This is a genomic window from Cohnella rhizoplanae (genome assembly GCF_948329515.1).
Lineage (GTDB): Bacteria > Bacillota > Bacilli > Paenibacillales > Paenibacillaceae > Cohnella > Cohnella rhizoplanae.
This window is the reverse complement of the sequence record NZ_CAOJCN010000018.1, coordinates 68347-95057: the sequence shown is the minus strand read 5'-3', so window position 1 is coordinate 95057 and position 26711 is coordinate 68347. Positions and strand designations below refer to the sequence as shown.

Genomic DNA, 26711 nt, shown 5'->3' with positions numbered 1-26711 from the left:
CCCCATGAATATCAGATCGCGCAGCGATAAAGCATTCGATACCGTTAACTACGCCGTAATTACGCTGTTCGCGCTGCTGTGCCTGTTCCCGTTCGTCTACGTAGCCGCCTACTCGGTCACGCCCTATACGGATTATTTGGCGCATCCGCTCCGGATGATCCCGACCCACGTCGAGTTCGGCGCCTACCGGCAGATCTTCAAGATGTCGGTGCTCTGGACCGGCTACCGCAATACGATCGTCATCACGGTCGCGGGCGTCGCGCTGAACATCTTTTTATTGCTCATCACCGCCTATCCGCTCTCCAAGCCCGATCTGAAGGGGCGCAACGTCATCCTGCTGCTGATCACCTTCACCATGTTCTTCAACGGCGGGCTCATCCCGAACTTCTATCTCATCCGCTCGCTCGATATGTACAACACGCTGTGGAGCCTGATCCTGCCCGGCGCGCTCGGCGCCTACAATCTCATCTTGATGAAAAGCTTCATCGGGAGCATCCCGCCGAGCCTGGAGGAATCGGCTTCGCTCGACGGCGCCAACGAGCTCACGATCCTGGCCCGCATCATCGTGCCGCTCTCCAAGCCCGCCATCGCCACGTTCGTCATTTTCCATGCGGTCACCCAGTGGAACACGTTCTTCAACGCCATTATCTATACGTCCAAACGGGACCTGTGGCCGCTCATGCTCATTGTCCGTGATCTGGTCGTGGACAGCGGCGGGGTGGCCCGGGACGTGCTCGACGCCGGCAACTCCGGCGTGACCGAATTCACGATCAAGATGGCGATCATCATCTTCTCGACGCTGCCGATTATCCTCATCTTCCCGTTCATGCAGAAGTACTTCCTGAAGGGCATGCTCATCGGCTCCATCAAAGGCTAGGGCTCATCCGGGTGAAGGCCGCGATCCACCGCGGCTTAACTATAAAAAACATGATTCGAAGGGGATATGAACATGAGAAACAATAGCGTTAATCGGGCAAGCCTGCTAGTATCCGTGCTGCTCATGTCTTCCGCGCTCGCCGCCTGCGCCTCGGGCAACAACAACGACGCCGGCGGCTCGAGCGACGCGGCTCCCTCCGGTTCGACGGCCTCGGCCTCCTCGCCCTCCTCGACATCGGCGGACCAGAAGGACCCGGTCACGATCAAGATGTTCAACCGGGTGAACGCGGACGTGGTCATCGACAAGAATCCGGTCGTCGAGGAAGCCGGCAAGCTGGCGAACGTGAAGCTCGAGATCGAAGCGCCGCCCATCAACAACTACGTGGACAAGCTCCAGGTCGTCATGGCGTCGGGCGATCTGCCCGATCTGATCTACAACTGGGGGACGGCCGGCAACGGCGCCGACGCCAATATGGAGAAGTGGGCGCAGAACGGCCTGCTCGAGCCGCTGGACGACAAGATCGCCAATTACCCGAACCTGATGAAAAACATCACCCCGGAAATGTGGGACGCAGTCAAGTCTGTTAACGACGGCAAAACGTACATCATTCCGAGAACGAACGTCGTCAACCACTGGGGCTATATGATCAACCAGCAATGGCTCGATAAGCTGGGCCTCAAGGCGCCGACGAATCTCGAGGAGTTCACGAACGTCGCGCGCGCCTTCGCGAAGAACGATCCCGACGGCAACGGCAAAGCGGATACGTACGGCCTGTCGCTCTCCGGCCCGGATCTCGGGCGCAACACCATCTGGAACGCCACGAACTTCCTGACGGCGGCGTTCGACCTCCCGGTCGTCGACGGCGTCAAGGACACGGACGGCCAGTACAAGATCCGCGAGAAAATGTCCGGCTACATCCCTTACTTGACCTATCTGAAGCAGCTGAACGACGAGAAGCTGATCGATCCCGAGTTTCTGATCAACAAGATCTACGTCGACACCGAGAAGCTGAATCAGTACAAGGTCGGCATCGTGTACGGCCACCAATATGCCGTGCTGGGCAATATCAGCAAGCTGCCGGACTCGGAGAAGATCTTCTCCTACCACGGCGTACTGAAGGACGAAAAGGGCGTCGCGTCTGACTGGGTCACCCCGGCGATGTGGGGCGGCTGGATGATTCCGAAGGGCTCCAAGAAGGTCGACGATGTCCTGAAGTTCCTCGACTGGGGCAATACCGCCGAAGCCAACACCCTGTTCCAGCTCGGTGTAAAGGGTCTGACCTACGACAGCTACGATCCGGCCACCAAGGCGGTCGTCCGCACCGCGGATCAGACGGCGAAGCTCTCGACGCTCACGAGCCCTTATATGACGCCGGCCAACGCGATTAACGGCGACGGCGCCTCGATCGCCAACGCGGATACGCCGGAGAGACTCGCCATCTATAAAAAGCAGTTGGACGAGGCGCTCGCGCAGATGACCGCGGTGAACGTGCCCGCCGTCCGCTCGCCGAAGATCCTGAACCTGAACGGCACGATCCCCGACCTGGTCAAGAAGAAGGACGACAAGGAGATCGCCTATATCACGGGCAGCATCGACGAGCAGCAGTTCAAGGACTTCCTCGAGAAGGAATGGTATCCGGCTACGGCGGACGCCGAGAAGGAATACGTCGACTTCATGAATTCGCTCGGCAAGTAAAGAGGCTGTAAGAATCGAGGATTCACCGGGCCCGCAAGCCGCCTAAGCTTGCGCGCGGTGCCTTAGGCGGGCGGCGAGCGGGTCTATTTCAATATGCGCCGAAAGGGGTTTTGAATGATGATTTGGAAAGCGGGAATGCGTCTTGGATTGTGTATCGCGATGGTCGTAAGTCTCCTGCTGACAGGCATCCCGTTCGTGAAGGAGGCTCATGTGCCCAAAGCGGCCGCGGCCGGCTCGACGATCGTGAAGAGCGGCAATACGTGGACGCTGGAGAACGACGTCCTGCGGGCGGTCATTACGTTCAGCGGCGGCAGCGTGGAGATGACCAGCTTCTACAACAAAGAAGCGGGCAGAGAATATCTGACCGGCAGCGGCAGCAGCCACTTGTTCTACTACAACTACGGCGGCAGCGATCTGTATGCGGACGACGGCGGTTGGACGCTCGGCACGGATACGATCGCCGACATCTCCAAGTTCGGCACGACCTGGGGCAAGGAGCTGACCATTCCGCTCAGCCGCACCTCGCCGCAGAACGTGACCGTACAGCTGAAGTTCCAGCTGTACAACGATCGTGCGGGGCTCAAGTATTCGAACGTCCTCAAGAACAACAGCAGCTCGGAGAAAACGATCTCGGCTTCGGACATCATCGCGCTTAACTTCCCGAACGATGCCCATACGCTCTACTACGTACCGAACATGACCTGGAGCAGCACCGCGGGCGCGCTGGCCCCGAATACGGGGAAGAACGCCATTACCCGGTACGACACGGGCGACGGCTGGACGATCCAGCCGGAGATGAACTGGAAGACGCAGGGCGGGACGAACAATCTGCCCTTTGCCAACATCAACGCCTGGAGCGGCATCGACAACGTGAAGGTATCGACGAATCCGGGCTCCCTTCAGCTCGTGCTGTTCCCCGGCGAGACCTACGAGTATATCGCCGTGGATATGACCGTGTTCAAGGGGGACCTACTGGACGGCCGCATGGCAGTGGAAGAACATTTTCGTAAGCGCTTTAAATATCACCATACGACGGCGGTCTTCACGACCAACGATTGGGAGTGGCTGAACAACCGTACGGAATCCTACTATCGCAACACGGTTATTCCGAAGGCCGCGCAGGCGGGCATGGACATGGTGATGCTCGACGACCTCTGGAATACGACGCGCGACACGACGACGCCCGCGAGCGCCTTCACCTCGAACCTGGCCGCGCTGACGGACACGATCGCGGGCCAGGGCATGCGCTTCGGCCTGTGGTTCAGCATGACCGGGGACAATCATAACGCGGGGCGAGATCTGGCCGATCCTGCGAACATCGAGTTCAAGCGCAGCCAGGTCGAGGACTTCATGATTCCGAATTATCGCCTCTCGCACCAGATGATCGACTTGACCGAGTTCTGGCCGAATACGACGGCTACCTCAACCTCGCATCCCAGCGACAGCGTTTACCGTAAAAACGTGAACGTGCGCAATTACATGAACGACGTCGTCTCCCGCCATCCGGACTTCCTCATGAAGGAGACCAGCGAGGTCGACTATTATCCGACCCAAGGCGACCGCAATGTCGGGCTGCTGCACATCGGGGACAACGGCTTCGTCTCCGCCAAGGGCAACGTCGACAAGAGCATGCTGATCGGCTTTAACAGCTTCGGCTATCTGCCGATGAACTCGGTCTACTACGGCGGCCTGACGACCGGCAAGACCGAAGACTACTACTCCTACATGCTGGCGCGCGTCATCAAGTTCGCGAAGGATCCGAGCACCTGGAGCGCGGCGGGCATCTCGACGCTGAAGAAGTTCAACGAATGGCGCAAAAATCCGCGCATCGTCGCCCTGACGGACGGGATGACCCGGCCGCTGTACGCCGGGCCGAACTTCGACACGTCCGGTCCGTACGCCTGGATGTACGCGTCGGACGACAAGAGCAAAGCGCTCGTCATTGCGACGGCGGCTGGCGAGACGGCGGCGGCCACGGAGCTGACGCTGAACCTCCGGTGGCTGGACAGCAACAAGACGTACCTCGTCGAGGATGTGACGATGGACGACAGCGGTAATATCGGTTACCGGTACAAGGGACGATATACCGGCGCTCAACTGAAGTCGCCGGGCCTGCCTGTCAATCTGGCGGAGAATACGTCCAAGGGCAAGGCGTTCTGGATCCAGGAGGACAACGCGGCGGCAGAGATGCAGGTCGTGTATGCGGACGAGAAGATCGCATCGTTCACGCAGAGCGCTGTCGGCGGCTCGGCGCTTACGGTGAACGCGACTGGCGCTGCGGATACGACGGGCAAGGTCATTGTGTTCGACCGGACGGCCGGCAAGACCATAGCGGTCGATGTCGCGATCGGCTCTGGCGGCACGGGCAGCGCGACCGTCTCGTCTGGAATCGTGAGCGAGGCCGAGAGTCTGCCGGTAGCGATGTCCGCGGGCGGCACGCAGGAGAACGGCACCGACTCGGTTGCCAGCGGAGGCGCGTTGAATTACGCCAACGCCGGCGGCGTCGGCGGCTGGGTGCAGTACACGGTGAACGTGCCGAGCGCCGGCACGTACACCGTTAAGGTCCGAGTCAAGAAGCATCCGGACCGGGGTACGGCGCAGCTGTACATCGACGGCGCGGCCCAAGGCGCGCCGATCGACGAGTATGCCGCGACGCAGGGCTATGTCGAGGTGAACCTGGGTAATATCGCCTTTACGTCTGCGGGCGACAAAGCGTTCAAGTTCCAGGTGACGGGCAAGAACGCGGCCAGCGGCCAATATACGCTCGCGACGGACGCGATCCGGCTCACGTACAAGTCGCCCGACCGGACACTGCCTCCGCCGGTTCCGGAAGCCGTCAAGTACGAGGCCGAGAACGCGACGGCCACGACGTCAGCCGGCGGCTCGACCACGGTGAGCAACGACTCCGCGGCCAGCAACGGCGCGCTAAGCTACGGGAATCCCGTATCCGCCGGCGGCTGGGTCCAATACGCGGTCAACGTGCCTGCGGCCGGCACCTACAATGTGAAGGTGCAGGTGAAGAAGCATCCCGACCGCGGCATCGCGCAGCTGTATATCGACGGCGCCGCGCAGGGCGCCCCGATCGACGAGTATCAGAGCGCCCAAGGCTACGTCTCCGTCGATCTCGGCAGCGTGACGTTCTCTTCGGCGGGCACCAAGGCATTCCGCTTCCAGTCTACGGGCAAAAACGCGGCCAGCTCCTCCTATACGCTCGCGACCGATTATATCGCGCTGACGCCGCAGCCGGTTACCTACGAGGCGGAGAGCCTCGCGACGACCGTCACTTCCGGCGATACGTATACGAACGGAACGGACGCGGCAGCTAGCGGCGGCTCGCTAAGCTACAGCAACTTCAATGCCGTAGGCGATTGGCTGCAGTATACCGTAAACGTGCCCTCGGCCGGCACTTACGCGATCAGCGCGCGGCTGAAAAAGCATCCGGACCGCGGTACGGCGCAGCTGTACGTCGACGGCGCGGCGGTTGGCCAGCCGCTCGACTGGTATGACGCCAACGCGTTTTACGACACGGTCGGCCTTGGCACCGTCACAATCGGCGCCTCGGGCAACAAAACGTTCAAGTTCCAGATCACCGGAAAGGACCCCGGCAGCAACGCCTATACGCTCGCGATCGACAAGCTCATGCTGACGCGCCAGTAGGCCGGCCGGCAGGAAACGAAAAAGGGTTGCTCCTCTCCGGTCTGGCGGAGAAGTGCAACCCTTTTTAACGCAATCCCGCGTCGATACGCGCGCAGCACCTGTCATCCCTGGCCGCCGCGCTCCCGAACGCTAACCGCGCCGTTCTCGTCGCAGATGACGATGCGCTCCGCCATCCCGACGAACAAGCCGTTCTCCACGACGCCGGGGACCAGATTCAGCGTCGTCTCGAGCGCGGCTGCGTCGTCAATGACGCCGAAGCGGCAGTCCGCGATATAATTGCCGTTGTCCGTCACGTAGGGCTCGCCGTTCTCGTTCAAGCGAAGCGCCGGATGGCCGCCCAGCGCCTCGAGGCGTCCCATCGTCAGCTTGGAGCCGAACGGCACGATCTCGACGGGCAGCGGAAACCTGCCGAGCGTCTCAACGGCCTTGGAGGCATCGGCAACGATGACGAGGCGCTTACTGTGCGCGGCGATGATCTTCTCGCGCAGGAGCGCGCCGCCCCCTCCCTTGATCAGGTTCAGGTCGCCGTCCGCCTCGTCCGCGCCGTCGATCGTCAGATCGATGCCGTCCGGCTGGATGCTGTCCAGCGTCACCAACCGAATGCCCAGCGAGATCGCCAGCTCCTCGGACCGGATCGAAGTCGGCACCGCCGTGATCTTCAATCCCTCTTTGACGCGCCTGCCGATGTCCATGATCGCCCAGTATGCGGTAGAGCCCGTTCCCAGCCCCACCAGCATGCCGTCCTCAACCCATTTGACCGCTTCTTCGCCCGCTCGCCGTTTCGGATCGATTGCCATTCGCCTCACCTTTCTCGCACTAGCGGACGACGGTCGAGTCAGACCTCGACTGTCGCCAGCGCCGCCTCGGTACGTGCCCGATCCCGCTCCAGCACGGGGCCGAGATACTTGCCTGTGTAGGACTTCGCATTGGCCGATAGCTGCTCCGGCGTGCCGACGCCGATGATCGTGCCGCCTCCGCTGCCGCCCTCGGGTCCGAGATCGACCAGATAGTCCGCCGTCTTGATGACGTCCAGGTTGTGCTCGATGACCAGCACGCTCTCGCCCGAATCGACGAGCCGCTGCAGCACCTGCAGGAGACGGTCGATATCGTGGGCGTGCAGTCCGGTCGTCGGCTCGTCGAGAATGTACAGCGTCTTGCCCGTGCTGCGGCGATGCAGCTCGGCCGCCAGCTTGACGCGCTGCGCCTCGCCCCCGGACATCGTCGTCGACGGCTGTCCGATCGTCATATAACCGAGACCGACGTCGAGCAGCGTCTGCAGCTTGCGATGAATGCGCGGGATGTTCTGGAAGAACTCCGTCGCATGCTCGATCGTCATCTCCAGCACTTCCGCGATGTTCTTGCTCTTGTACTTTACTTCGAGCGTCTCGCGGTTGTAACGCTTGCCCTTGCACACTTCGCACGGCACATAGACGTCGGGCAGGAAGTGCATCTCGATTTTGATGATGCCGTCGCCTTTGCACGCCTCGCAGCGGCCGCCTTTGACGTTGAAGCTGAAGCGCCCCTTCTTGTAGCCGCGGACCTTGGCTTCGTTGGTGATCGCGAACACGTCGCGGATGTCGTCGAACACCCCGGTATACGTCGCCGGATTGGAGCGCGGCGTCCGTCCGATCGGAGATTGGTCGATATCGATGACCTTCTCCAGATGTTCCAGGCCCAGGAACTCCTTGTATTGGCCCGGACGTACCTTCGCCTTGTTCAGGTCGCGTGCCAGCGTCTTGTACAGAATCTCGTTGACGAGCGTCGACTTGCCCGAGCCCGATACCCCCGTCACGGCGGTGAACACGCCGAGCGGGAACTTGGCGCTCAGGTTCTTGAGGTTGTTCTCCGTCGCGCCTTTCACTTCGATCCAGCGCCCGTCGGGCTTGCGCCTCGTGAGCGGGACCGGAATGAACTGGCGGCCGCTCAGGTAAGCGCCCGTCAGCGAACTATCGCTGCGCATGACTTCTTCAGGCGTGCCCTGCGCCACCACCGTGCCGCCGTGAATTCCGGCGCCAGGACCTATATCGATCAAATAATCGGCCGCCATCATCGTGTCTTCGTCGTGCTCGACGACGATGAGCGTATTGCCGAGATCGCGCATATGCTCGAGCGTTTTGATCAGCCGGTCGTTGTCCCGCTGGTGAAGGCCGATGCTCGGCTCGTCCAGTATATACAGGACGCCCATCAGGCTGGAGCCGATCTGCGTAGCCAGCCGGATGCGCTGCGCCTCGCCGCCGGACAGCGTGCCCGCTGCGCGGGAGAGCGTCAGGTAGTCGAGTCCGACATTGACCAGGAAGCCGAGACGGCTGCTGATTTCCCTCAGAATCAGGTTGGAAATCTGCGTGTCCTTGGCGTTCAGCTCGAGCGCCTCGAAGAAATTCATCGCGTCGCCGATCGATAGGGCCGTAACGTACGCGACGTTCTGGCTGCCCACCGTGACGGCGAGCGCTTCCTTCTTCAGCCGCTTCCCTTTGCAGCCCTCGCAGGGCTTGGCACCCATGTATTCCTCGATAAACTCGCGGATGCCTTCCGACGCCGTCTCCCGGTAGCGCCGCTCCAGGTTCGGCACGACGCCCTCGAATTGAACCATCGCGTCGCGTGTGTAGCCGAACTCGTTTTGATATTTAAAGCGGATCTTCTCCGGTCCGGTACCGTACATCAAGAGCTTCATCTGCTTGTCCGTCAGCTCGGACACCGGCACCTTCGTCGGGATCTTGTAGTGGCTGCAGACCGCCGCGAGGAATTGCGGGTAATACGTCGAGGTGCTGCCCGCCCAAGCGGAAAAAGCGCCCTGCTCGATGCTCTTGCTCTTGTCGTGCAGGAGCAGGTCCGGATCGACGACCATCTTCACGCCGAGCCCGTCGCAATCCGGGCAAGCGCCGAACGGCGAGTTGAAGGAGAACAGGCGCGGCTCCAGCTCGCCCATCGAGAATCCGCACACCGGACAGGCCAGATGAGAGTTGAACATCAGCTCTTCCTTGTCGATGATGTCCACGATAATCTGGCCGCCGGACAGCTTAAGGCCCGTCTCGAGCGAGTCGGCGAGGCGCGTCGCGACATCTTCCTTGACGACGATCCGGTCGATTACGACCTCGATCGAATGCTTCTTGTTTTTCTCCAGCTCGATCGGCTCGGACAGGTCCATGATCTCGCCGTTCACGCGAACGCGTACGAATCCCTGCTTCTGGATGTCGGCCAGCAGCTTCGTATGTTCGCCCTTGCGTCCCGAGACGACCGGCGCCAGAATCTGAAGGCGAGTGCGTTCCGGATACTCCATGATCCGGTCGACCATCTGCTCCACCGTCTGCGACGTAATCTCGATGCCGTGCTCGGGGCAATGCGGCTTGCCGATCCGCGCGTACAGCAGCCGCAGATAATCATAGATCTCCGTCACGGTGCCGACGGTCGACCGCGGATTGCGGCTCGTCGTCTTCTGATCGATCGAGATGGCCGGCGACAGCCCCTCGATCGAATCGACGTCCGGCTTGTCCATCTGCCCGAGGAACTGGCGCGCGTACGCGGACAGCGACTCCACGTACCGGCGCTGTCCCTCGGCGTATATCGTATCGAACGCGAGCGAGGACTTCCCCGAGCCGCTAAGACCGGTCAGCACGACGAATTTGTCGCGCGGTATGGTCACGTCGATATTCTTCAGGTTATGGGCGCGGGCGCCCTTAATGACGATCTGATCGCTTCCCAAAACGTACAGCCTCCTGTCGTTAACGGCTTGGCTCGCTCTCCGCGCCGCCTCCGTTCACGTTCCATCACATAAGAATATGTGTTCTCGTCTCATTATACTTGCGGATGAACTGGTTCGCAAATGGAAATCCCACCAAGGCGCGGCGTTCTTTGGAGAGCGCTTCTTCAGGTCCTTTACACCGATTGGACGGTATCCGACCCATAGACGGTGAGCGTTCGCAACTCGTATCGATTGCCTGTCAGGAAAAGCCGCCTCTCGCTGCCAAGAAGCGACTTGTTTTCAGACTTTTCAACGGTATCCCCTTCGATCAGGAAAATGCCGTGCTTAGCCAGAGTTAAAGAATCAACGTTCCCTTAGAGTAAGGGTATTCCGCGTATCCCTAGGACACTTACACCGCTCTCTGTGGCTGCTTTTTTCCGACAGAGCTCGTCCATCTTATCGACCGCACGGCCCGAATTCTATTCACCAGCCCGCGCAACGTAACTGTAGGCGTCTGGCCGCACAAGGAAAGAAGCTTGCCGAACACGTCCGACCGGGCGTTGATTCGAAAACAAAACTCGTCTAGGTAGGCTTGCAAGTGCTTGGGTCCGATTCCTCCGAACGTCCTGGCGAGCCAACCGATGACACCGCGCCAGAGCAAGCCTAATTCCGTTACGCCTTCGCTATCGCTTTGCCTCACGATCTCGATACTTCGCACCTCGGCATGGTCGTCCGACACATGACGCCACAAGAAGGTGCCGTAGGAGCCCACGTCAAAAATTCGCCGATTGAACATCGACTTCGGCACTCTCTTCATCTTCGCTTCTTCAATCTCATATGTCTCCGGGCTGATGGAAGCCCCTACTACTGCCGGCTGCTCCCGTTGATCAGGCGGTTCGAATACGCCGCTCATAACCGGACGCGCATAAAAATCACCGTAGAGCTGCACGTCGCCCTTCAACGGCTTCGCTTCATCCCAAATCTGAATCGCATGACGAAGCTTATGATTCATCAGCCAAGCGGTCTTATAGGTCACGTGCAGGATCGCGGATAATAGCTTGGCGGAAATGCCCGTCTGCATCATGTATAAGGCACTGAACCACTTCACGAGCGGCGTACGTGTGCCTTCCATGATCGTACCCGCAGTAAGAGACGTCTGATGGGCGCAAGCGCGGCACTCGTATATATCTCTGCGGCGCGAGACAATGGGATAATAGGCGGGATGGTCGCAACGGGGGCAGCGGTACCCATTCGGCCACTTGGCCCGCAGCAGCGCTTGTTTGCAATCATCCTCCTCGAATGCCGGCATCTGCTCCCCGATCGATTTCCGTTTATTCATCTCGCGCACCCTCTAATAGGAACATTTGTTCTTATAATACCATAATCATCCAAGGTTAGAAAGCTTCACTTTGTATCCTTATAGACCGCCTTCCTGTGCGAAGGGGATATCGTTAAAACGCGCAAAAAAGAACTAGTATGGCCCATGACCGTCGCTATAGAAAATGAGAAGGAGTAAATCGACGCAGATGACTGCCGGCTCCGAATAAGATAATCGACAAAAAATCCCCGGCCGGGATCGCGTCCAGGCGGGGATTGATTGCGAAATCACATGCTTGCCTTCAGCTCCAGCAGCGCGTCGCGAAGCTCGGCCGCGCGTTCGAACTGCAGGTTCTTGGCTGCGTCCTTCATCTCCGCCTCCAGACGGTTGATTACGGACTGACGGTCCTTCTTGGACAGCTTGTCGACGTCCTCCAGTCCCGTCAGATAAGCGCTCTTCTGCTCGGCGACCTTCGTCGCCTCGATGACGTCGCGCACCTTCTTGCGGATCGTCTGCGGCGTAATGCCGTGCTTCTCGTTGTAGGCGATCTGAATGGTGCGGCGGCGATCGGTCTCGCTAATCGCCTTGGCCATCGAATCCGTAACCTTGTCGCCGTACATGATGACGCGGCCCTCGCTGTTGCGCGCGGCCCGGCCAATCGTCTGGATGAGCGACCGCTCGGCGCGGAGAAAGCCTTCCTTGTCGGCGTCCAAAATCGCGACCAAGGTCACCTCGGGCAGGTCGAGGCCTTCCCGCAGCAGGTTGATGCCGACCAGCACGTCGAACGTGCCGATCCGCAGGTCGCGCAGAATCGCCATCCGCTCCAGCGTCTTGATGTCCGAATGCAGATAGCGGACCTTGATGCCGACTTCCTTCATATAATCGGTCAAGTCCTCCGACATCTTCTTGGTCAGCGTCGTCACGAGCACGCGCTCGTCGCGCTCGATGCGCGCGCGGATCTCGCCGAGCAGGTCGTCGATCTGTCCCTTCGTCGGGCGCACCTCGATGATCGGGTCGAGCAGGCCCGTCGGACGAATGATCTGCTGGACCATCGTCGGACAGTTCTCCAACTCGTAGGGGCCCGGCGTCGCCGATACGTAGACGAGCTGTTTGGCCTTGCCCTCGAACTCTTCGAAGCGCAGCGGCCGGTTGTCCTTGGCCGAAGGAAGGCGGAAGCCGTGGTCGACGAGCACCGTCTTGCGCGCCTGGTCTCCATTGTACATCGCCCGGATCTGGGGCAGCGTCACATGCGACTCGTCGATGACGATCAAGTAGTCGTCCGGGAAAAAGTCCATAAGCGTATACGGCGTGGCCCCGCGCTCGCGGAACGTCAGCGGACCCGAGTAGTTCTCGATGCCGGAGCAGAAGCCCATCTCGGCCATCATCTCGAGATCGTACCGCGTGCGCTGCTCCAGGCGTTGCGCCTCGAGTAGCTTGCCCTGCTCGCGCAGCTCGGCAAGCCGCTCCTCCAGCTCGCGCTCGATGTTGACCAGCGCGACCTTCATCTTCTCCTCGGCGGTCACGAAGTGAGACGCCGGGAAGATCGAGACATGATCTCTCGAGCCGATGATCTCGCCCGTCAGGACGTCGATCTCGGTGATCCGCTCGATCTCGTCGCCGAACATCTCGACCCGGATCGCGCGGTCGCCGACCGATACCGGGAAGATCTCGACGACGTCGCCCCGCACGCGGAACGTCCCCCGCGTAAAGTTCATATCGTTGCGCTGATACTGAATATCGACCAGCTTATGCAGGATCGCGTTGCGTGACTTCTCCATCCCCACCCGCAGGCTCAGGCGAAGATCCCGGTACTCCTCCGGAGAACCGAGACCGTATATGCAGGATACGCTGGCGACGATAATGACGTCCCGCCGCTCGAACAGCGAAGAGGTCGCGGAGTGGCGGAGCTTGTCGATCTCGTCGTTGATGCTGGAATCCTTCTCGATATAAGTATCCGAGGACGGGAGATACGCCTCCGGCTGGTAGTAATCGTAGTAACTTACGAAGTATTCGACGGCGTTCTCCGGAAAGAATTCCTTGAACTCGCTGCACAGCTGCGCCGCCAATGTCTTGTTATGCGCGATGACCAGCGTGGGCTTGTTCACCTTCGCGATCGTCTGGGCGACCGTGAACGTCTTGCCCGTCCCCGTCGCGCCGAGCAGCGTCTGATACCGCTTCCCCTCGCGGATGCCCTCGACCAGCTGCCGAATCGCCTCCGGTTGGTCGCCTTGCGGTTCGTATTCCGATTGCAGCTTGAATCCGGACGGCACTGCCATGTAAAAGCCCACCTCCGCGTGTCTTGTAGACCAAAGTCCTATATCGTACCCTGCTTCATTCGACCGATAAACAGGATATCCCTTCCAGTGAGTCCGAATATGTGTTCTCATTCATTATATCGGGTTCCCGGAAACCAGTCAAAGGAGTGAAGCTGCATGAAGCAGCGAATGGACCAGACGACGTCCTGGGGCATATTGGCGGCCCTTGCCGCGTTAATAGGCGGATTTTTATGGGAAGGCGGACATTGGGAAGGGCTGGTCGAAAAGACGGCGCTGCTGATCGTATTCGGCGGCACGTTCGCAGCCGTCGCGGTGAGCTTCCCGGCATCCCGGCTCAAGCAGATCCCCGAATCGCTGAAGACGGCATTCCGTCCGAGCACGCCGGAGATTAGCGCCAGGATCGACGAGATCGTAGAGCTGGCCACGACCGCGCGCCGGGAAGGCGTGCTCGCGCTAGAGAACAAGATCGCCGAGCACCAGGATTCCTTCATCAAAAACGGCCTCCAAATCGTCGTCGACGGCACCGATCCCGAGCTCAGCAGGCAGATCCTCGAATTCGAGATCGACGCCGTCGAACAACGGATGGAAAACCAGGCGAAAATCTTCGAATCGGCCGGAGGATACGCGCCGACGATGGGCATCATCGGCACCGTTATGGGCCTTATCCACGTCCTGAGCAATCTCGCCGATCCGGGCACGTTGGGTCCGGCGATCGCGGTCGCGTTTACCGCCACGCTTTACGGCGTCGCCTCCGCGAACATCATCTACCTGCCCATCGCGTCCAAGATTCGCATCCGCGCGGCCGAGAGCGTGCAGTTTACGGAGATGATGCTCGAAGGCATCCTCGCCATCCAGGCCGGCGAGAATCCCGCGCTCATCCGCAAGAAATTGACTGCCTTCATGCATACGGAGGAACTGTCCTTCGCGCGGCCAAAGGAGGAGACCGAAGATGGCCCGGAGACGGAACAGACGCCGCCAAAGCGGGCATGAAAGCCATGATCGCTGGCTGATTACATACGCGGATCTTATTACATTGCTGCTGATTTTCTTCATTATCATGTACGCGATGAGCCAGATCGATATCAAGAAGTACGATTCGCTCGCGAAGTCGCTTCAGCTGGAATTCAACCGTGCGGACAGCATCATCGAGATGGGCACCGGCATCCAAGGCAGCACCGACGTATCCAAGCACCCGGATCCCGCGCCTTCGGCCGCCGCGTCGCCCAGCCCCTCCTCCGACGCGAACGCGCAGCTCGACGCCGAGCTCGCGAGAAGGCGCGAACAGGCGCTGCAGGACCTGCTGAAGGTCATCGAGACGTACGTGAAGGAAAATAAGCTGCAGCAGGACGTCTTCGTCGGGGACACGCCGCAGGGCATCTCGATTCGTCTGTCCGACCGGTTCCTGTTCGATCTGGGCAGGGCGGACCTTAAGCCGGATGCCAGGCCGGCCCTGGACAAGCTCTCCAGCCTGTTCACGAAGCTGGACACGACGATCTCCATCCAGGGCCATACCGATAACTTGCCGATTCAGGCGGGGTCCGCGTTCCAGGACAATTGGGGATTGTCGTCGGGCCGCGCGCTGTCGGTCCTCCGCTACTTCGTCGACATCCGCAAGCTGCCGGAGAGCTTATTCGAGATCGCCGGCTATGCGGATACGCGTCCCGTGGCCGCGAACGATACGGAAGCCAATCGTCAGAAAAACCGGCGTGTCGAGATTCTCGTGGTCCGACATCCTGAGGAGACCGAGTAACCGATCGATAAAAAGAAGCCTCTGTCAGCGTTCGTTCGCTGCGGAGGCTTTTGTCATAGTGCTGAAGATGCCTTAAACGAACGCAAGCACGACGGCGACGATGACGGCGGCCGCGATGCCTGCGTATAGCAGCATTCGGTTTCTCGCGGCGCGGCGCGCGGTTTCCGGGTTGACCTTTTGCCGGACCCAGTCCTTCACCTGCGCCAGATCCTCCCGGCTCGCCAGACTCCGCTCGGGGATCAGGCTGACGCCCTTCCGGCCGACGTATAGGACGACCATGCGGCGCGCGATCGCGAAGCGCCGGACGTCCGGCCAGTCGACCCGCCCCTGCGCGGACGGCGTACGGTAGCTGAAGCCCGTCTCGTCAAACGCATAATGCCGTCTCTCCCCGGCAAATCGCCGCTTCACCGCCTGAACGGCCCGCAAGTAGGTCGATGCGGGAATGAACAAGCCGAAGCCCAGCAGCAGCCACTGGACGAAGTGGAAGCCATCGGCCGCCCCCGCTCCCTCCGCGAGCAGCGTCAGCAGCATATAGAGCATATTCGCCCCGCATACAAGCATAAAGAATACGAATCCCGGGCTCCCCAAAAAATGTCTCATGTTCAAGGCGACGATGTCCCGCTCCGTCGTCTCGAATTCCGCTTCCACGATCCTTGCCATAGCTGCCCCCTGTGCACGCCTCGCGTGCCGGCGCCTCTTTTTGATACCATTATAAGACAAAACCCGATGCCGGACATACCGGTTACGCCCCTGATCGTTTAACAACATTTTATCGAACAAAAGCGGGGTAAAGCTTATAATGAATGCAAACCTGCAAACGAAAGCGAACGGAGGCTGAACATGGGACTTTTTGATTTCATCAAAGGCCAATTCATCGAGGTAATCGAGTGGCTGGACGACACAGGCTCGATGGTATACCGGTTCCCCGTCTACGACAACGCGATCAAGATGGGCGCGAAGCTCGTCGTACGCGAGTCGCAATCGGCCATATTCGTAAACGAAGGACAGATCGCGGACGTATTCGGCCCGGGCACGTACACGCTGAGCACGCAGAACATGCCGGTCCTGACGGCGCTGAAGTCCTGGAAGTACGGCTTCAACTCTCCGTTCAAAGCCGACGTCTTCTTCGTCAGCACGCGCAACTTCACGCAGCTCAAGTGGGGCACGACCAATCCGGTCATCATGCGCGACGCGGAGTTCGGGATGGTCCGCCTCAGGGGCTTCGGCAACTATGCGCTTAAGGTGAACGATCCCGCGGTGTTCCTGAAGGAGATCTTCGGGACGCAGCAGGACTTCTCGGCGGAAAACGTGGCCGGCTACCTCAAGTCGGTCATCGTCTCCGGCGTGAGCGATCTGCTCGGCGAATCGAAGATTCCGGTCATCGACCTGGCCGCTTCGTACGATGAATTAGGCCGGGCGGCCGCCGACAAGCTGCAGGCTCACTTCATGGCGATGGGGCTCTGGCTGACCGCCCTTACGATCGAGAATCTGTCGCTACCGGAGGAAGTCGAGAAGACGATCGACCGCAGGTCGTCGATGAACATCGCGGGCAATCTCGACCAGTACATGAAGTATCAGGCGGCCGAGGCGCTGCGCGAAGCCGCGAACAACCCGGCCGACGGCTCGGCCGGCACGGGCATCGGGCTGGGCGCCGGCATGGCGATGGGACAGGCGATGAGCCAGATGATGCGGCCAGGCGAACCGCAGCAGCAGGCATCCGCGGGCGCCGGAGGAAGCGCCGCGCAGGGCGCGGGCGGCGAGCCGGCGACTCCTAGCGCCGGCAGCGGCGCAGCAGCTAGCGAACGGGCCGCGCAGGTTGGCGGCGTTGCGCCAAGCGGCGGCGACGCGGCTCCTGCATCGGCGAAAAAGTTCTGCTCGGAATGCGGGCAGCCGCTCGCGCCGGGCGCGAAGTTCTGCTCCAGCTGCGGAACGAAGGTGTAGACCGGGATGGCCATGGACACGCAATCCGCACAGGAGGTCATCCAGTTCCCCTGCGAGAGCTGCGGGGGCCCGATGCTGTTCGACGCGGACAGCCAGCGGATGAAATGCCAATACTGCGGCAGGCTGCAGGAAATCGCGACGGATGCCTCCATTCCCCGCGAGCATGAGCTGGATGACGGCAAAGAGGATGAGGACACCGACTGGGGCATGTCGCAGCAGACGGTCAAATGCGGCAGCTGCGGCGGCGAGAGCCTGATTCCCGCCCGGCAGACCGCTACGTTATGCCCGTTCTGCGGTTCGGCCAAGGTGCTGCCGCAGCCCGACACCGCGAACATCAAGCCGGAGTCGCTCATTCCGTTCCGGATCGACAGGGATGACGCGACGGCCGCCTTCCGCGCATGGAAAAAGAAGCTCTGGTTTCTGCCCAGCTCCTTTAAACGGGAAAATACGAGCGCGCGGCTCGCGGGCATCTACATCCCTTACTGGACGTACGACGCGGGCACGTCTTCCTCGTACTCGGCCGAGCGCGGAGATTATCACTACCGGACGGTGACCAAGACGCGCGTCGTGAACGGCAAGACCGAGACCTACACCGAGCAGCAGCGCTACACGGTCTGGCATTGGGTCAGCGGCGAATACGACCGCTTTTTCAACGACGTGCTGGTCCCGGCCTCCGGTCAGTACGACGCCAAGCTGCTCGAGCGGCTGGGCGACTTCGAGCTGAACGGCTTGCTCGGCTATAAGCCGGAATATTTAAGCGGCTATATCGCAGAACGCTACTCCATCGGCCGCGGCCGCGGCTGGGAGGAAGCGAAGGCGCGGATCGACGACGCCCTGCGCGGCGACATCCGCTCGGAGATCGGCGGCGACGAGGTCCGCTCGCTTAAAATTGACACCGGCTACTCCGATCAGACTTATAAGCATCTGCTGCTGCCCGCCTGGAACGCCAACTATACGTACAAGTCCAAGCCATACCGCTTTATGGTAAACGGCCAGACCGGTCTCGTCTCCGGCAAAGCGCCGCGCAGCGCATGGAAAATCACGTTTTTCGTGCTCGCGTGCCTCGCGGTCGTAGCAGCGCTCGTACTGTGGTACGCCAGCAGCCAGCAGGCGCCGCCGTTAGAATAAATAGGAACGATAATTGCAACCCCGCCATGCGGGGTTTATTTATTCGCCGATCATTTTAAGGCCGACTGCGGCGGCGATGACTAACGCAAGGAAAAAGAGTCTCGAGGCCTGCCGCGACTCTCCATAAAGCACCATGCCGAGCACGGTAGCGCCGACCGATCCGATCCCCGTCCATACCGCGTAGGCGGTTCCCATGGAGATGTCCTGCATCGCCGCGGTCAGCAAGCCAAAGCTGAACAAAAAGCTGACGCAGATAATAGCTAGGCCCCCTGCGTCCCTGCGGCTGCTCCAGCGGTTTAGCCCGACCGTCCCCGCGACCTCGAACAGTCCCGCGCCGATCAGATAGATCCATGCCATCAGGATGCCCCCCTCTCTTTGCCCGCCGCAGGCTGAGCCGGCTTCGAGCCCGACGTTGCCTTGAGACCGATGATGCCGACGATCATCAATCCGACCAGCGACAGCTTGGCCGCGCTAAGCTCGCCGCCGTAGAATAGCGCCTCTCCGACGACCGTGCCCGCCGCGCCGATGCCGGTAAAGGCCGCATAGGCCGTCCCCACCGGCAGAACGCGGGTCACCTCCATCAAGCTCCAGAAAGAAAAGGCCAACGCGATCGCGGTCAACAGCCATTCCCACCAGCTCGAAGCATGCTTGAGTCCGGACACCCAACCGACCTCCGTAATGCCGGCCGTAACAAGCAGCACCCAATACTTTGCCATAACGTAATACCCCCTTGGTCCAACATGTCAAAAAAGCCCGGAAGCATCGGCGCGCACGGCGCGCGACAAAAATCGTCGCCAAGCCGCCGTACGCTCTGATACTCCCGGGCTTTTGTCCCTCCGTGACGCCTGCCGCGCGAGCGGCCGGCGCGCCCTCCCTTGGACCAGACAGCCGGCCGCAGCCGCCCCGGAACCCTAGAGGACGAATCCCATCCATATTAGCGAACAACCGATTTTCTGTCAAACGGATCCGGTCAGGGTCCGTTTTGACAAGGCGCCCGGTGAAGGAGGAGCGCCTGCTGTTCTATTTACGGCGCTCGCTGCGAGGCGGCAGACCGGGTGGTACAGGCGCTGGTGCCGCCGGTTCACTCGGGATACCCTCTCCTGCGGATTCGCTTCCAATCGTCGCTTCACGTTCTGCCCCGCCGCCGTCCGTTAGTGCCAATAAGCCGTGCCCGAATTCCGGAGCCGCGACTGGCGGCGGCCCGCTCTCAAGCGCGGCCGCCTCCTCGTATCCGCCGGAGCCGCGGCGGCGGCCGTGGCCCCGCATCCTGGCCCCCGCTAACCGCAGCCCTTGACGCAGAGACGCAGAACGAGGCGCGGCGACGTACTCGGCGTCTTCGTCCGGCGCCAGGATCAAGCCCAGCTGATGGTGCTCCCCGGCATATCGCGCCCTATGCGCGAACTTGACGTTCCCTTCGCGATTGAGCACTTCCAGCTTCGTGAATGCCGGCTGCAGCTGCAGCGCTGCGTGCAGTTCCTCTTTGCTGCGCACGCGCACGCCGTTCGCCTTGCTCACGGTCTCGCCTGCGATCAGGCCCATCTCGTCGGCCGGCGTTCCCGGTATGACAGCGAGAATCACGACGCCCCGCCCATCCTGCACATATGCCGGGTGTCGGCCGCGCTCTCGGCGTCTGCCCGACAACAGGAGTCCTTCGTGCAAAAGAAACGCCGCCAAGCCGGCCACGATCGTAAGCGGCTCCCAAAACGCAGCGCCCGCCGCAAGCCCCGCGATTACGATGCCGTACAGCAGCAAGCCGCCGCTCATCTCCCGGGCCTTGGCCTCGGGCCATTGCGTCTCCGTCCGGTCCGTGAAGCCGATCAGCACCGGAAAAGCCGCCAGCGTCCATCCCGCCACCGCCGCTCCGGCCCCTCCGTCAAGACCGAATAACGGCGTCCAGGGGAGCTCGAGGCCGCTGCCGCCGGTTGCCGGCACCAGCCAGAGCAGCGGCACGGGCCACAGGCCGGACAGCGAATAGGCGCCGATCGGCTTGCCGCGCTTGCCCTCCAGAAATAGCGGCGTGGCATAACGGGCTCCTTGCAGCCGTACGAGAAGCGCTTCCGCAATATGCAGCAGGCCGGCCAGGAACAGCAAGGACGGCGCATCGATATCCTGCAGCGCGCGCCCCGCTCTTTCCATCGTATCGTCTCCGCTCGGCACTCCGGTCCAGGCCAGTACGACCTGGACGACGCTGAGCGCGCCGGCCGCATAGGCAAGACACACATAGCGCAGTTTGAACAACGCAAGGACGAAGGTCGCGATCCAGACGCAAACCAGCGTCGACGACGTCAGCGGGGCGCCGGCAGCCAGTCCCAGCGCGGATAGCGCGATGCCCGATACGAAGCCGGCTGCGATGCGCGCCGCCGTCATCGGCAGCGTCCCCCGCAGCCTGACATGAAACAATCTGCGCTGCAGAACGTTGCTCTGGCGCGAATGCCACCATACCATCGCCAGCGCTATATAGAGAAAAGGCGACAGGAGCAGCGCAACGATGCCCTCTCCCGTGAGCCGCAACCAATCCATCGTCAGATCCAAGCCGAATCCCCGCCTTTCAAATGTGGATTCCGATATGTACGCCGACCTAACGTATTCGACGGCCCGAAGTTCAAATCCTTCCGGTCATTATTTATATAAATTACAAATACTGGTCAAGCGGTGCTGATGGGTACGCTTTTTCCTGTTTTAAGGATATCCCCTTCACGCAGGACAATCGAACGCACCCCTCGTTGATACGGTTCCGCATTTGCTGGCCCTTAACGCAAACGGATCATTCTTACAAGCACTTAATGTAAACGGATCAATCAATGCCTGATTGAAAGGGATACCGTTCAAAAGGCGCACACTGATGCTTAACCTGATCGAAGGGGATATCGTTAAAACGCGCGAAACAGCTGCAGCCGCTCCCGAGGCGCCCCGCCCGATCACGGGTAGGACGCACGCTCGAGGAGCGGCTGCTTGTTCAATATGCGAGTGTTTACTTCAGGTATGGCGCAGGGTTCACCGGCGTGCCGTCTTTGCGGACCTCGAAGTGGAGGTGATAGCCGGTCGCCGTGCCGGTCATGCCGACGAGGCCGATCTTTTCTCCGCGCTTGACGGTCTCGCCCTTCTCTACCAGGATGCCGCCCGGCTTCAAGTGTCCGTAAAGCGTCCAGAGGCCGCCGCCATGGTTGATAATGATGCAGTTGCCGTAACCGCTCCAGGACTGGGCGACGATGACGGTGCCGGACTCGGCCGCGTAGACCGGCGTGCCCTGCGGGACCGCCATGTCCAAGCCTGTATGCAGCTTGTTTTTCTGGCCGCTGACGGGGTGGGTCCGGTAGCCGAACGGTGAGGACAAGCGGTATTCGCGCTTGAGCGGAAGGCCCAGCTTGCCGCCCGTGTAGTAGGTTTTTAATTGGTTTTTCTTTTCCAGGAGCTTGGAGTACTCCTTGCCGAACGCCATCAGCGCGGCTTCGGCTTCTTCGCTTATATCCTCGGTCTCTTCGATCTTCTGGTTGATGCTCGCCACGAGTACTTCTTTGTCTTTCTCCTGATCCTCGAGCTCGGCTTTTTTGTCGGCCATGTCGCTGTACAGCCGCTTGACGGAAGCGAGATCGACTTCATACTGCGCCTTTTTATCCGCTACGAGCGCTTTGTAGCTCTCGGTCTTGGACAGGACGTCCTTGTCCTGCTCCATGATGGACTGCAGCGATTGGAACCGGCCCACGAAGTCCGAGAAGCTCTTGGAGCTTAGCAGCACGTCCAAGTACGAGACGGAGCCGTTCATGTAAATGAGACGGATTCGCTCCCGCAGCTGCTCGTCACGGTTCTGTCTGGAAGCTTCGGCGGATTCGAGCTCCGCCGAGGTCTTCAGCAGCTTGGTTTCCGCGGCTTCGACCTTCGCTTGCGTCGTGTCCAGCTGCAGAGAAGTCTGCTGGATCTGCTTAATCAGCGTGAACATGTCCGTCTTGGCCAACGCCTTTTTGTTCGCCAGATCCTCGTTTCTCCGCTCGGCCTCTTTTTTGCTTTCCGCGGCGGCATTCATCTGGGCCTGAATCTCCTTGAGCTGCCGCTCGATCTTCTGCATCTGCGTCTCGGCATGGCTCTCGTAGGGACGAATCAGAAATACGACGCCCAGCAGCATAACCAGAACCGCGATAAATCTTCTATTCACGAATGTTCTCCTCCATCATCTAAGCATGAACGGCAAGAGCTACACCTTCAAATGCTTGCGGACCGAGACGACGCTGCCCCATACGCCGATCAGCGTACCGAGGACGATCAGCGTGCCGCCGACCAGCCAGCCTACCTGATTCATATCGACGACCTGTATCATCATGAGGCCCACATTGTAATGCGTCGATTCGATCAGCTTGGAATATCCGTACAGCAGCAGCCCCGTCGTGATCGCCGAGCCGGCCAGCCCGATGATGACGCCTTCGATGAAGAACGGCCATCGGATAAAATTGTTGGTAGCGCCGACCAGCTTCATGATGCCGATCTCCCGGCGCCGCGCCAGAATCGTCATCTTGATCGTCGTCGAGATCAGGAACATCGCCATGACCGCGAGCCCCGCCACGACGACCAGGCCGATGTTGCGTACGGCGTTGGTGATGCGGAACAGCTTTTCCACGTAGCCCTGTCCGTACTTCACGCTGAGGATGGGCTTGGCGGCGTCCGTCTCGTTAAATGCGAGGATCTGCTTGGCCACGTACGACACCTGCTGCGCGTCGAACAGTTCGACCTCGAACGCGTCCGGCAGCGGATTGGCGTCCTTGTAGCCGTCAAGCGCGCCCTTCACGTCCTCGTCGAGCTCCTGCCGAAGCCTCTCGAGCCCCTCTTCCTTGGACACGAAGGTGACCTGCTTGACCTCGGCGATATTGCCGATGCGCGTCTTGAGCTCGTCGATCTTGGACTGGCCGATATCCGATTCCAGGTAGACGTTGACCTGAACCTGGCTGTCGAACTGGTCCGCCCATTGATTGACGTTCAGCGCGAGGAGCATGAACACCCCCAGCACGAACAGCGACACGACGATCGAGCCGATCGAAGCGAATGACATCCATCCGTTGCGGAAGACGTTCTTGACACCTTCGCGGACATGGCGCACGAGGGTGCTAAGCTTCATAGCCGTAATCCCCTCTCTGCTGATCCCGCACGATGGTGCCCCGCTCGATCGCGATGACCCGCTTGCGCAGCGTGTTCACGATCTCTTTGTTGTGCGTGGCCATGACGATGGTGGTGCCGCGGAAATTGATCTCTTCGAGCAGCTTCATGATCCCCCAGGAGGTCTCGGGATCGAGGTTCCCGGTAGGCTCGTCCGCCACGATGACGGAGGGGCTGTTGACGATGGCGCGCGCGATCGCGACGCGCTGCTGCTCGCCGCCGGACAGCTGGGCGGGCAAGCTGCCGGCCTTGTGCTTGAGACCCACGAGCTCGAGCACCTCCATCGTGCGGCGGCGGATCTGGCGTCTCGGCGACTCGACGACCTCCATCGCGAAGGCGACGTTCTCGTACACGGTTAACTTGGGAAGAAGCCGGAAGTCCTGGAATACGACTCCGATATTGCGGCGTACGTACGGGATCTTGCGCTGCTTGAGCTTGCCGATATTGAATCCGTTCACGGAGAGCTGGCCTTTGGTGGGGACTTCTTCGCGATAGATCAGCTTCATGAACGTCGATTTGCCGGCGCCGGACGGACCGACGACGTAGACGAATTCGTTGCGGTCGATCACGATATTTATGCCTTGCAGGGCGGGCGTGCCGTCCGGGTAGGTCTTCCATATGTCGTGCATTTCGATCACGCGATCACATCCTGTTTCGATTTGGACATCCTTGCATGTATGAAATCGGGGGGTGGACCCGATAAAAGTTTAAGTTCCGCAGACTTAAGGTACTTCGACATCTTGCCGGTAAATCCTTTATTTGTCGAGCTTTATCTCGACGCGGACCGGTCTTTCCGGCCGTTTCGGGCTCTGATTTTTGTCGATTTCCGTTATTTTGAGAAATTTTTAATCCGGAGGGAATCCTAAGGGCGGAGCATGCGCTGGAAGGAGGAATCCGTGCTATGGGAAGACGAGTCGTCCGCGTCCTCGCGATGGCTATCGCGCTCACGCTGGGCCTGAACGCCGGCTGGATGGCGGAATCGGGCCATGCGCAGACGCCCGGCGACGGAAGAGCGGTCCACCGGACCCATCGTGCCGATAATAGGGAAGCTGCGGCTCATCACAGGAGCAAAGAAGACCGCGCGCTGCCGGGCGGCACGGTCGTCGGGGGATTCGCCGTCGGCGGCATGGGCGCGGACGAAGCGATCGCCGCGATCCGCGCGCGGATCGACCGGGCGCTGGCAGGACGCGTGGCGCTGACGGACCCGCTCGCGGATGCCGGCGGTACGGATCCGCGCGCCCCCGAGCGGGACGCGGATGGCGGCGATGAGGATGGCGGCGATCCGGCGAAGCTTCGCGCGAGCGCGCCTGCCTGGCGCGAGCTAGGGCTCATGCTTGACGCCGACGAAGCGATCCAAGCGATCGCGCGCTACCGGGACGCGGGCTGGCTGGGCAGGCGCGCGGCGCGGCGCGCGCTCGAGCGGAGCTATCCGCTCGCCGCGGCCTGGGACGAAGAGACGTTCGCGGAGAAGGCGGAGGCGCTATGGGGCGAGCGCGCGGAAAAAAAGCCGGTCGACGCCGTCCGCCGGATCGATGCCCGCGACCGCGTGGTGTATTCGCCCGAATCTCCCGGCGCCGCGCTGGATGTCGGCGCGCTGCTGGCCGAGCTCAAGAAGCGCGCGCCCGCCGGGTTGTCAGAGGATTCGGGCGCCTCGCCGGATGCCAAGGATATTCCTTTGCGACTCAGCATCCCGCTCCCGGTCGTTCCGGTGAAGGCCGAGATTACGACGGCATCGCTTCAGGCGGAAGGCATCGTGCGCAAGATCGCGGAGTTCTCCACGTCCTTCGCCTCCAGCGGGCCCGGACGGGTGCATAACGTGACGGCGACGGCCGACGCGCTGGACGACACGATGCTGGAGCCCGGCGATACGTTCGATTACGGAGCGGTCGTCGCCGAGGCGAGGCGGAGATTCGGCTACCGCGAAGCCCCCGTGATCGTGAAGGGCAAGCTCGTGCCGGGCATCGGCGGCGGCATCTGCCAGGTGTCGAGCACGCTGTACAACGCCGTCGTGCGCGCCTCGAATCTCGCGATCGTCGAGCGGCGGAATCACTCGCTGCCCGTGAACTATCTGCCGCAGGGGACGGACGCTACCTTTGCCGAAGGGTATATTAACTTCAGGTTCCGCAACGATACGGGCAAACGGCTGCTGATCAAGACCGCGGTGCGGGGCAAGCGGCTGACCGTCAAGCTGTTCGGCACGATGCCGGACAATGTGAGGTACGAGCTCCATACGGTCCGGGAACGGGAGACCGCGCCCCGGATCGTCTACGTGAAGGACGCCGGGATTCCGGTCGGCATGTCGCGGCTCGTGCGGCCGGGAAAAGCCGGCGCGGTCGTCGACACCTACCGTCTCAAGTACGTGGACGGCAAGCTGGCCGACCGCCGGAAGCTGAACCGGTCCGCCTACCGCGCGCAGGACGGGATCGTCGCCGTCCATCCGGCCGATCCGCGCGCGGGCGGCCCGCAGACGCCGTCGCCGCAGGGGCAGTCGCCCGCGGAGCCGATGTAGGGCCGTTGCAGGCGGCGACAAATAAATTCGGAAAGAGCAAAGCCGCCGGAGATGAGATCCGGCGGCTTCATGCTTATCGCGTCTTTATTCAGCTTATGTCGTCGCCCAAGACGCGGTGCGGCAGTCGTCATGCGGGCGCCCCGGCTCCGTCCGGCAGGAGTAGGCCAGCCGGTTGGTCAGATCGACGAGCGTGAGGCGACAGCCGTGCTTGGCGCCCGTATCGATGCCGATCCGGGCCGGCCCCAGCCACAGCTCGCCCGCCGCGGCGCCGAGCTTGAACGTCGGCGTATGGCCGAACACGACCGTATACGGGAGCGGACTGCTGTCCCCCCAGAATTCGCCCCGGATCTCCGTCAGATCCGCGGCGCTCTGCTGGGCCGGCGGAAGGCCCGGACGAACCCCTGCATGGGCGAACAGATATCCGCCCTCCTGCCAGTACAAAGGCGTATCGTCCAGGAAGCGGAGCTCCTCCGCGTCCGCCGGCAAGCCTTCGCCGCGGGCAGAGGCGTCGAGCAGCCACCGCTCCATATTGCCGAGCACGGCACGCGCGCCCTGCCGGACGAGCGACATCGCCTCCCCGAGCGCGGGCCAGCTCTCCCGCTCCCGGTTGATGAAGTCGCCCAGCAGATACAGCCGGTCCGCGCCCGGCGCATAATCGGCCATGCGCAGCAAGGACTGCATCGCCGCCGCGTGGCCGTGAATATCCGAGATGACAAGGATGCGGGTCATGAGGGTCAAT

20 protein-coding genes and 1 riboswitch are annotated in these 26711 nt (G+C 61.1%); of the genes, 8 read left to right on the top strand and 12 right to left on the bottom strand.

From position 1 onward, the window contains the following. Nucleotides 1-4 precede the first annotated feature (4 nt). The 3 genes from PQG80_RS21840 to PQG80_RS21830 all read left to right on the top strand — a co-directional run bounded on the left by PQG80_RS21840 (nucleotide 5) and on the right by PQG80_RS21830 (nucleotide 6229). The gene (locus PQG80_RS21840) at nucleotides 5-877 is read left to right on the top strand and encodes a carbohydrate ABC transporter permease (protein WP_271753737.1); all 873 of its coding nucleotides are present in this window, start codon (nucleotides 5-7) and stop codon (nucleotides 875-877) included. 72 nt (nucleotides 878-949) lie between these two features. Beyond that, nucleotides 950-2572: an extracellular solute-binding protein gene (locus PQG80_RS21835; protein ID WP_271753736.1), complete on the top strand. Its 1623-nt coding sequence runs from the start codon at nucleotides 950-952 to the stop codon at nucleotides 2570-2572. A 114-nt stretch (nucleotides 2573-2686) separates the two neighbouring features. Continuing rightward, a complete protein-coding gene (locus tag PQG80_RS21830; RefSeq protein ID WP_271753735.1) occupies nucleotides 2687-6229 on the top strand; it encodes a carbohydrate-binding protein in 3543 nt (1180 codons plus the stop codon). A 101-nt stretch (nucleotides 6230-6330) separates the two neighbouring features. Here the strand turns inward: PQG80_RS21830 and rpiA are convergent, their stop codons facing one another. The 4 genes from rpiA to uvrB all read right to left on the bottom strand — a co-directional run bounded on the left by rpiA (nucleotide 6331) and on the right by uvrB (nucleotide 13502). After that, nucleotides 6331-7020: a ribose-5-phosphate isomerase RpiA gene (gene rpiA, locus PQG80_RS21825; protein WP_334219838.1), complete on the bottom strand. Its 690-nt coding sequence runs from the start codon at nucleotides 7018-7020 to the stop codon at nucleotides 6331-6333. Nucleotides 7021-7064: 44 nt separating this feature from the next. Then, the gene (uvrA, locus tag PQG80_RS21820) at nucleotides 7065-9929 is read right to left on the bottom strand and encodes an excinuclease ABC subunit UvrA (protein ID WP_271753733.1); all 2865 of its coding nucleotides are present in this window, start codon (nucleotides 9927-9929) and stop codon (nucleotides 7065-7067) included. Between the two features lie 388 nt (nucleotides 9930-10317). Beyond that, nucleotides 10318-11247 carry an IS1595 family transposase gene (locus PQG80_RS21815; protein WP_271753732.1) on the bottom strand — a complete coding sequence of 310 codons (930 nt, stop codon included), beginning with the start codon at nucleotides 11245-11247 and terminating at the stop codon, nucleotides 10318-10320. Between the two features lie 266 nt (nucleotides 11248-11513). Further along, entirely contained in the window at nucleotides 11514-13502 is a 1989-nt protein-coding gene (gene uvrB / locus PQG80_RS21810) for an excinuclease ABC subunit UvrB (RefSeq protein WP_271753731.1), read from the bottom strand. 168 nt (nucleotides 13503-13670) lie between these two features. On the opposite strand from uvrB, the gene PQG80_RS21805 reads away from it, so the two are divergent. Together PQG80_RS21805 and PQG80_RS21800 are read left to right on the top strand one after the other, a co-directional pair. After that, nucleotides 13671-14492, top strand: coding sequence for a flagellar motor protein (locus PQG80_RS21805; protein ID WP_271753773.1), 822 nt, complete (start codon nucleotides 13671-13673; stop codon nucleotides 14490-14492). Continuing rightward, nucleotides 14452-15252: an OmpA/MotB family protein gene (locus PQG80_RS21800; protein WP_271753729.1), complete on the top strand. Its 801-nt coding sequence runs from the start codon at nucleotides 14452-14454 to the stop codon at nucleotides 15250-15252. Before PQG80_RS21805 ends, PQG80_RS21800 begins: the two co-directional genes overlap by 41 nt. Nucleotides 15253-15324: 72 nt before the next feature. On the opposite strand, the gene PQG80_RS21795 is transcribed toward PQG80_RS21800, so the two are convergent. After that, nucleotides 15325-15912, bottom strand: a complete 588-nt coding sequence (locus tag PQG80_RS21795) for a YcxB family protein (RefSeq protein WP_271753728.1) — start codon at nucleotides 15910-15912, stop codon at nucleotides 15325-15327. Nucleotides 15913-16092: 180 nt separating this feature from the next. On the opposite strand from PQG80_RS21795, the gene PQG80_RS21790 reads away from it, so the two are divergent. Together PQG80_RS21790 and PQG80_RS21785 are read left to right on the top strand one after the other, a co-directional pair. After that, complete coding sequence (locus PQG80_RS21790) at nucleotides 16093-17193, top strand: SPFH domain-containing protein (protein WP_271753727.1); 1101 nt, start codon at nucleotides 16093-16095, stop codon at nucleotides 17191-17193. 6 nt (nucleotides 17194-17199) lie between these two features. Then, nucleotides 17200-18321, top strand: coding sequence for a TFIIB-type zinc ribbon-containing protein (locus PQG80_RS21785; RefSeq protein ID WP_271753726.1), 1122 nt, complete (start codon nucleotides 17200-17202; stop codon nucleotides 18319-18321). A 39-nt stretch (nucleotides 18322-18360) separates the two neighbouring features. On the opposite strand, the gene PQG80_RS21780 is transcribed toward PQG80_RS21785, so the two are convergent. The 6 genes from PQG80_RS21780 to ftsE all read right to left on the bottom strand — a co-directional run bounded on the left by PQG80_RS21780 (nucleotide 18361) and on the right by ftsE (nucleotide 24101). Further along, nucleotides 18361-18678: a DMT family transporter gene (locus PQG80_RS21780; RefSeq protein WP_271753725.1), complete on the bottom strand. Its 318-nt coding sequence runs from the start codon at nucleotides 18676-18678 to the stop codon at nucleotides 18361-18363. Further along, a complete protein-coding gene (locus PQG80_RS21775) occupies nucleotides 18678-19037 on the bottom strand; it encodes a DMT family transporter (RefSeq protein WP_271753724.1) in 360 nt (119 codons plus the stop codon). The genes PQG80_RS21780 and PQG80_RS21775 overlap by 1 nt, the downstream gene beginning before the upstream one ends. Before the next feature lie 99 nt (nucleotides 19038-19136). Continuing rightward, a riboswitch (guanidine-I (ykkC/yxkD leader) is annotated at nucleotides 19137-19247 on the bottom strand. Nucleotides 19248-19341: 94 nt separating this feature from the next. Further along, nucleotides 19342-20853 carry a PDZ domain-containing protein gene (locus PQG80_RS21770; protein ID WP_271753723.1) on the bottom strand — a complete coding sequence of 504 codons (1512 nt, stop codon included), beginning with the start codon at nucleotides 20851-20853 and terminating at the stop codon, nucleotides 19342-19344. Between the two features lie 439 nt (nucleotides 20854-21292). Further along, entirely contained in the window at nucleotides 21293-22471 is a 1179-nt protein-coding gene (locus tag PQG80_RS21765; protein WP_271753722.1) for a murein hydrolase activator EnvC family protein, read from the bottom strand. A gap of 39 nt (nucleotides 22472-22510) precedes the next feature. Next, on the bottom strand, nucleotides 22511-23425 hold the full coding sequence (gene ftsX / locus PQG80_RS21760) for a permease-like cell division protein FtsX (protein ID WP_271753720.1): 915 nt from the start codon (nucleotides 23423-23425) through the stop codon (nucleotides 22511-22513). Further along, the gene (gene ftsE, locus PQG80_RS21755; protein ID WP_271753719.1) at nucleotides 23415-24101 is read right to left on the bottom strand and encodes a cell division ATP-binding protein FtsE; all 687 of its coding nucleotides are present in this window, start codon (nucleotides 24099-24101) and stop codon (nucleotides 23415-23417) included. The genes ftsX and ftsE overlap by 11 nt, the downstream gene beginning before the upstream one ends. A gap of 263 nt (nucleotides 24102-24364) precedes the next feature. On the opposite strand from ftsE, the gene PQG80_RS21750 reads away from it, so the two are divergent. Then, the gene (locus tag PQG80_RS21750; RefSeq protein WP_271753718.1) at nucleotides 24365-25972 is read left to right on the top strand and encodes a VanW family protein; all 1608 of its coding nucleotides are present in this window, start codon (nucleotides 24365-24367) and stop codon (nucleotides 25970-25972) included. Nucleotides 25973-26065: 93 nt separating this feature from the next. On the opposite strand, the gene PQG80_RS21745 is transcribed toward PQG80_RS21750, so the two are convergent. Further along, the gene (locus PQG80_RS21745; RefSeq protein ID WP_271753717.1) at nucleotides 26066-26701 is read right to left on the bottom strand and encodes a metallophosphoesterase family protein; all 636 of its coding nucleotides are present in this window, start codon (nucleotides 26699-26701) and stop codon (nucleotides 26066-26068) included. Nucleotides 26702-26711 lie beyond the last annotated feature (10 nt).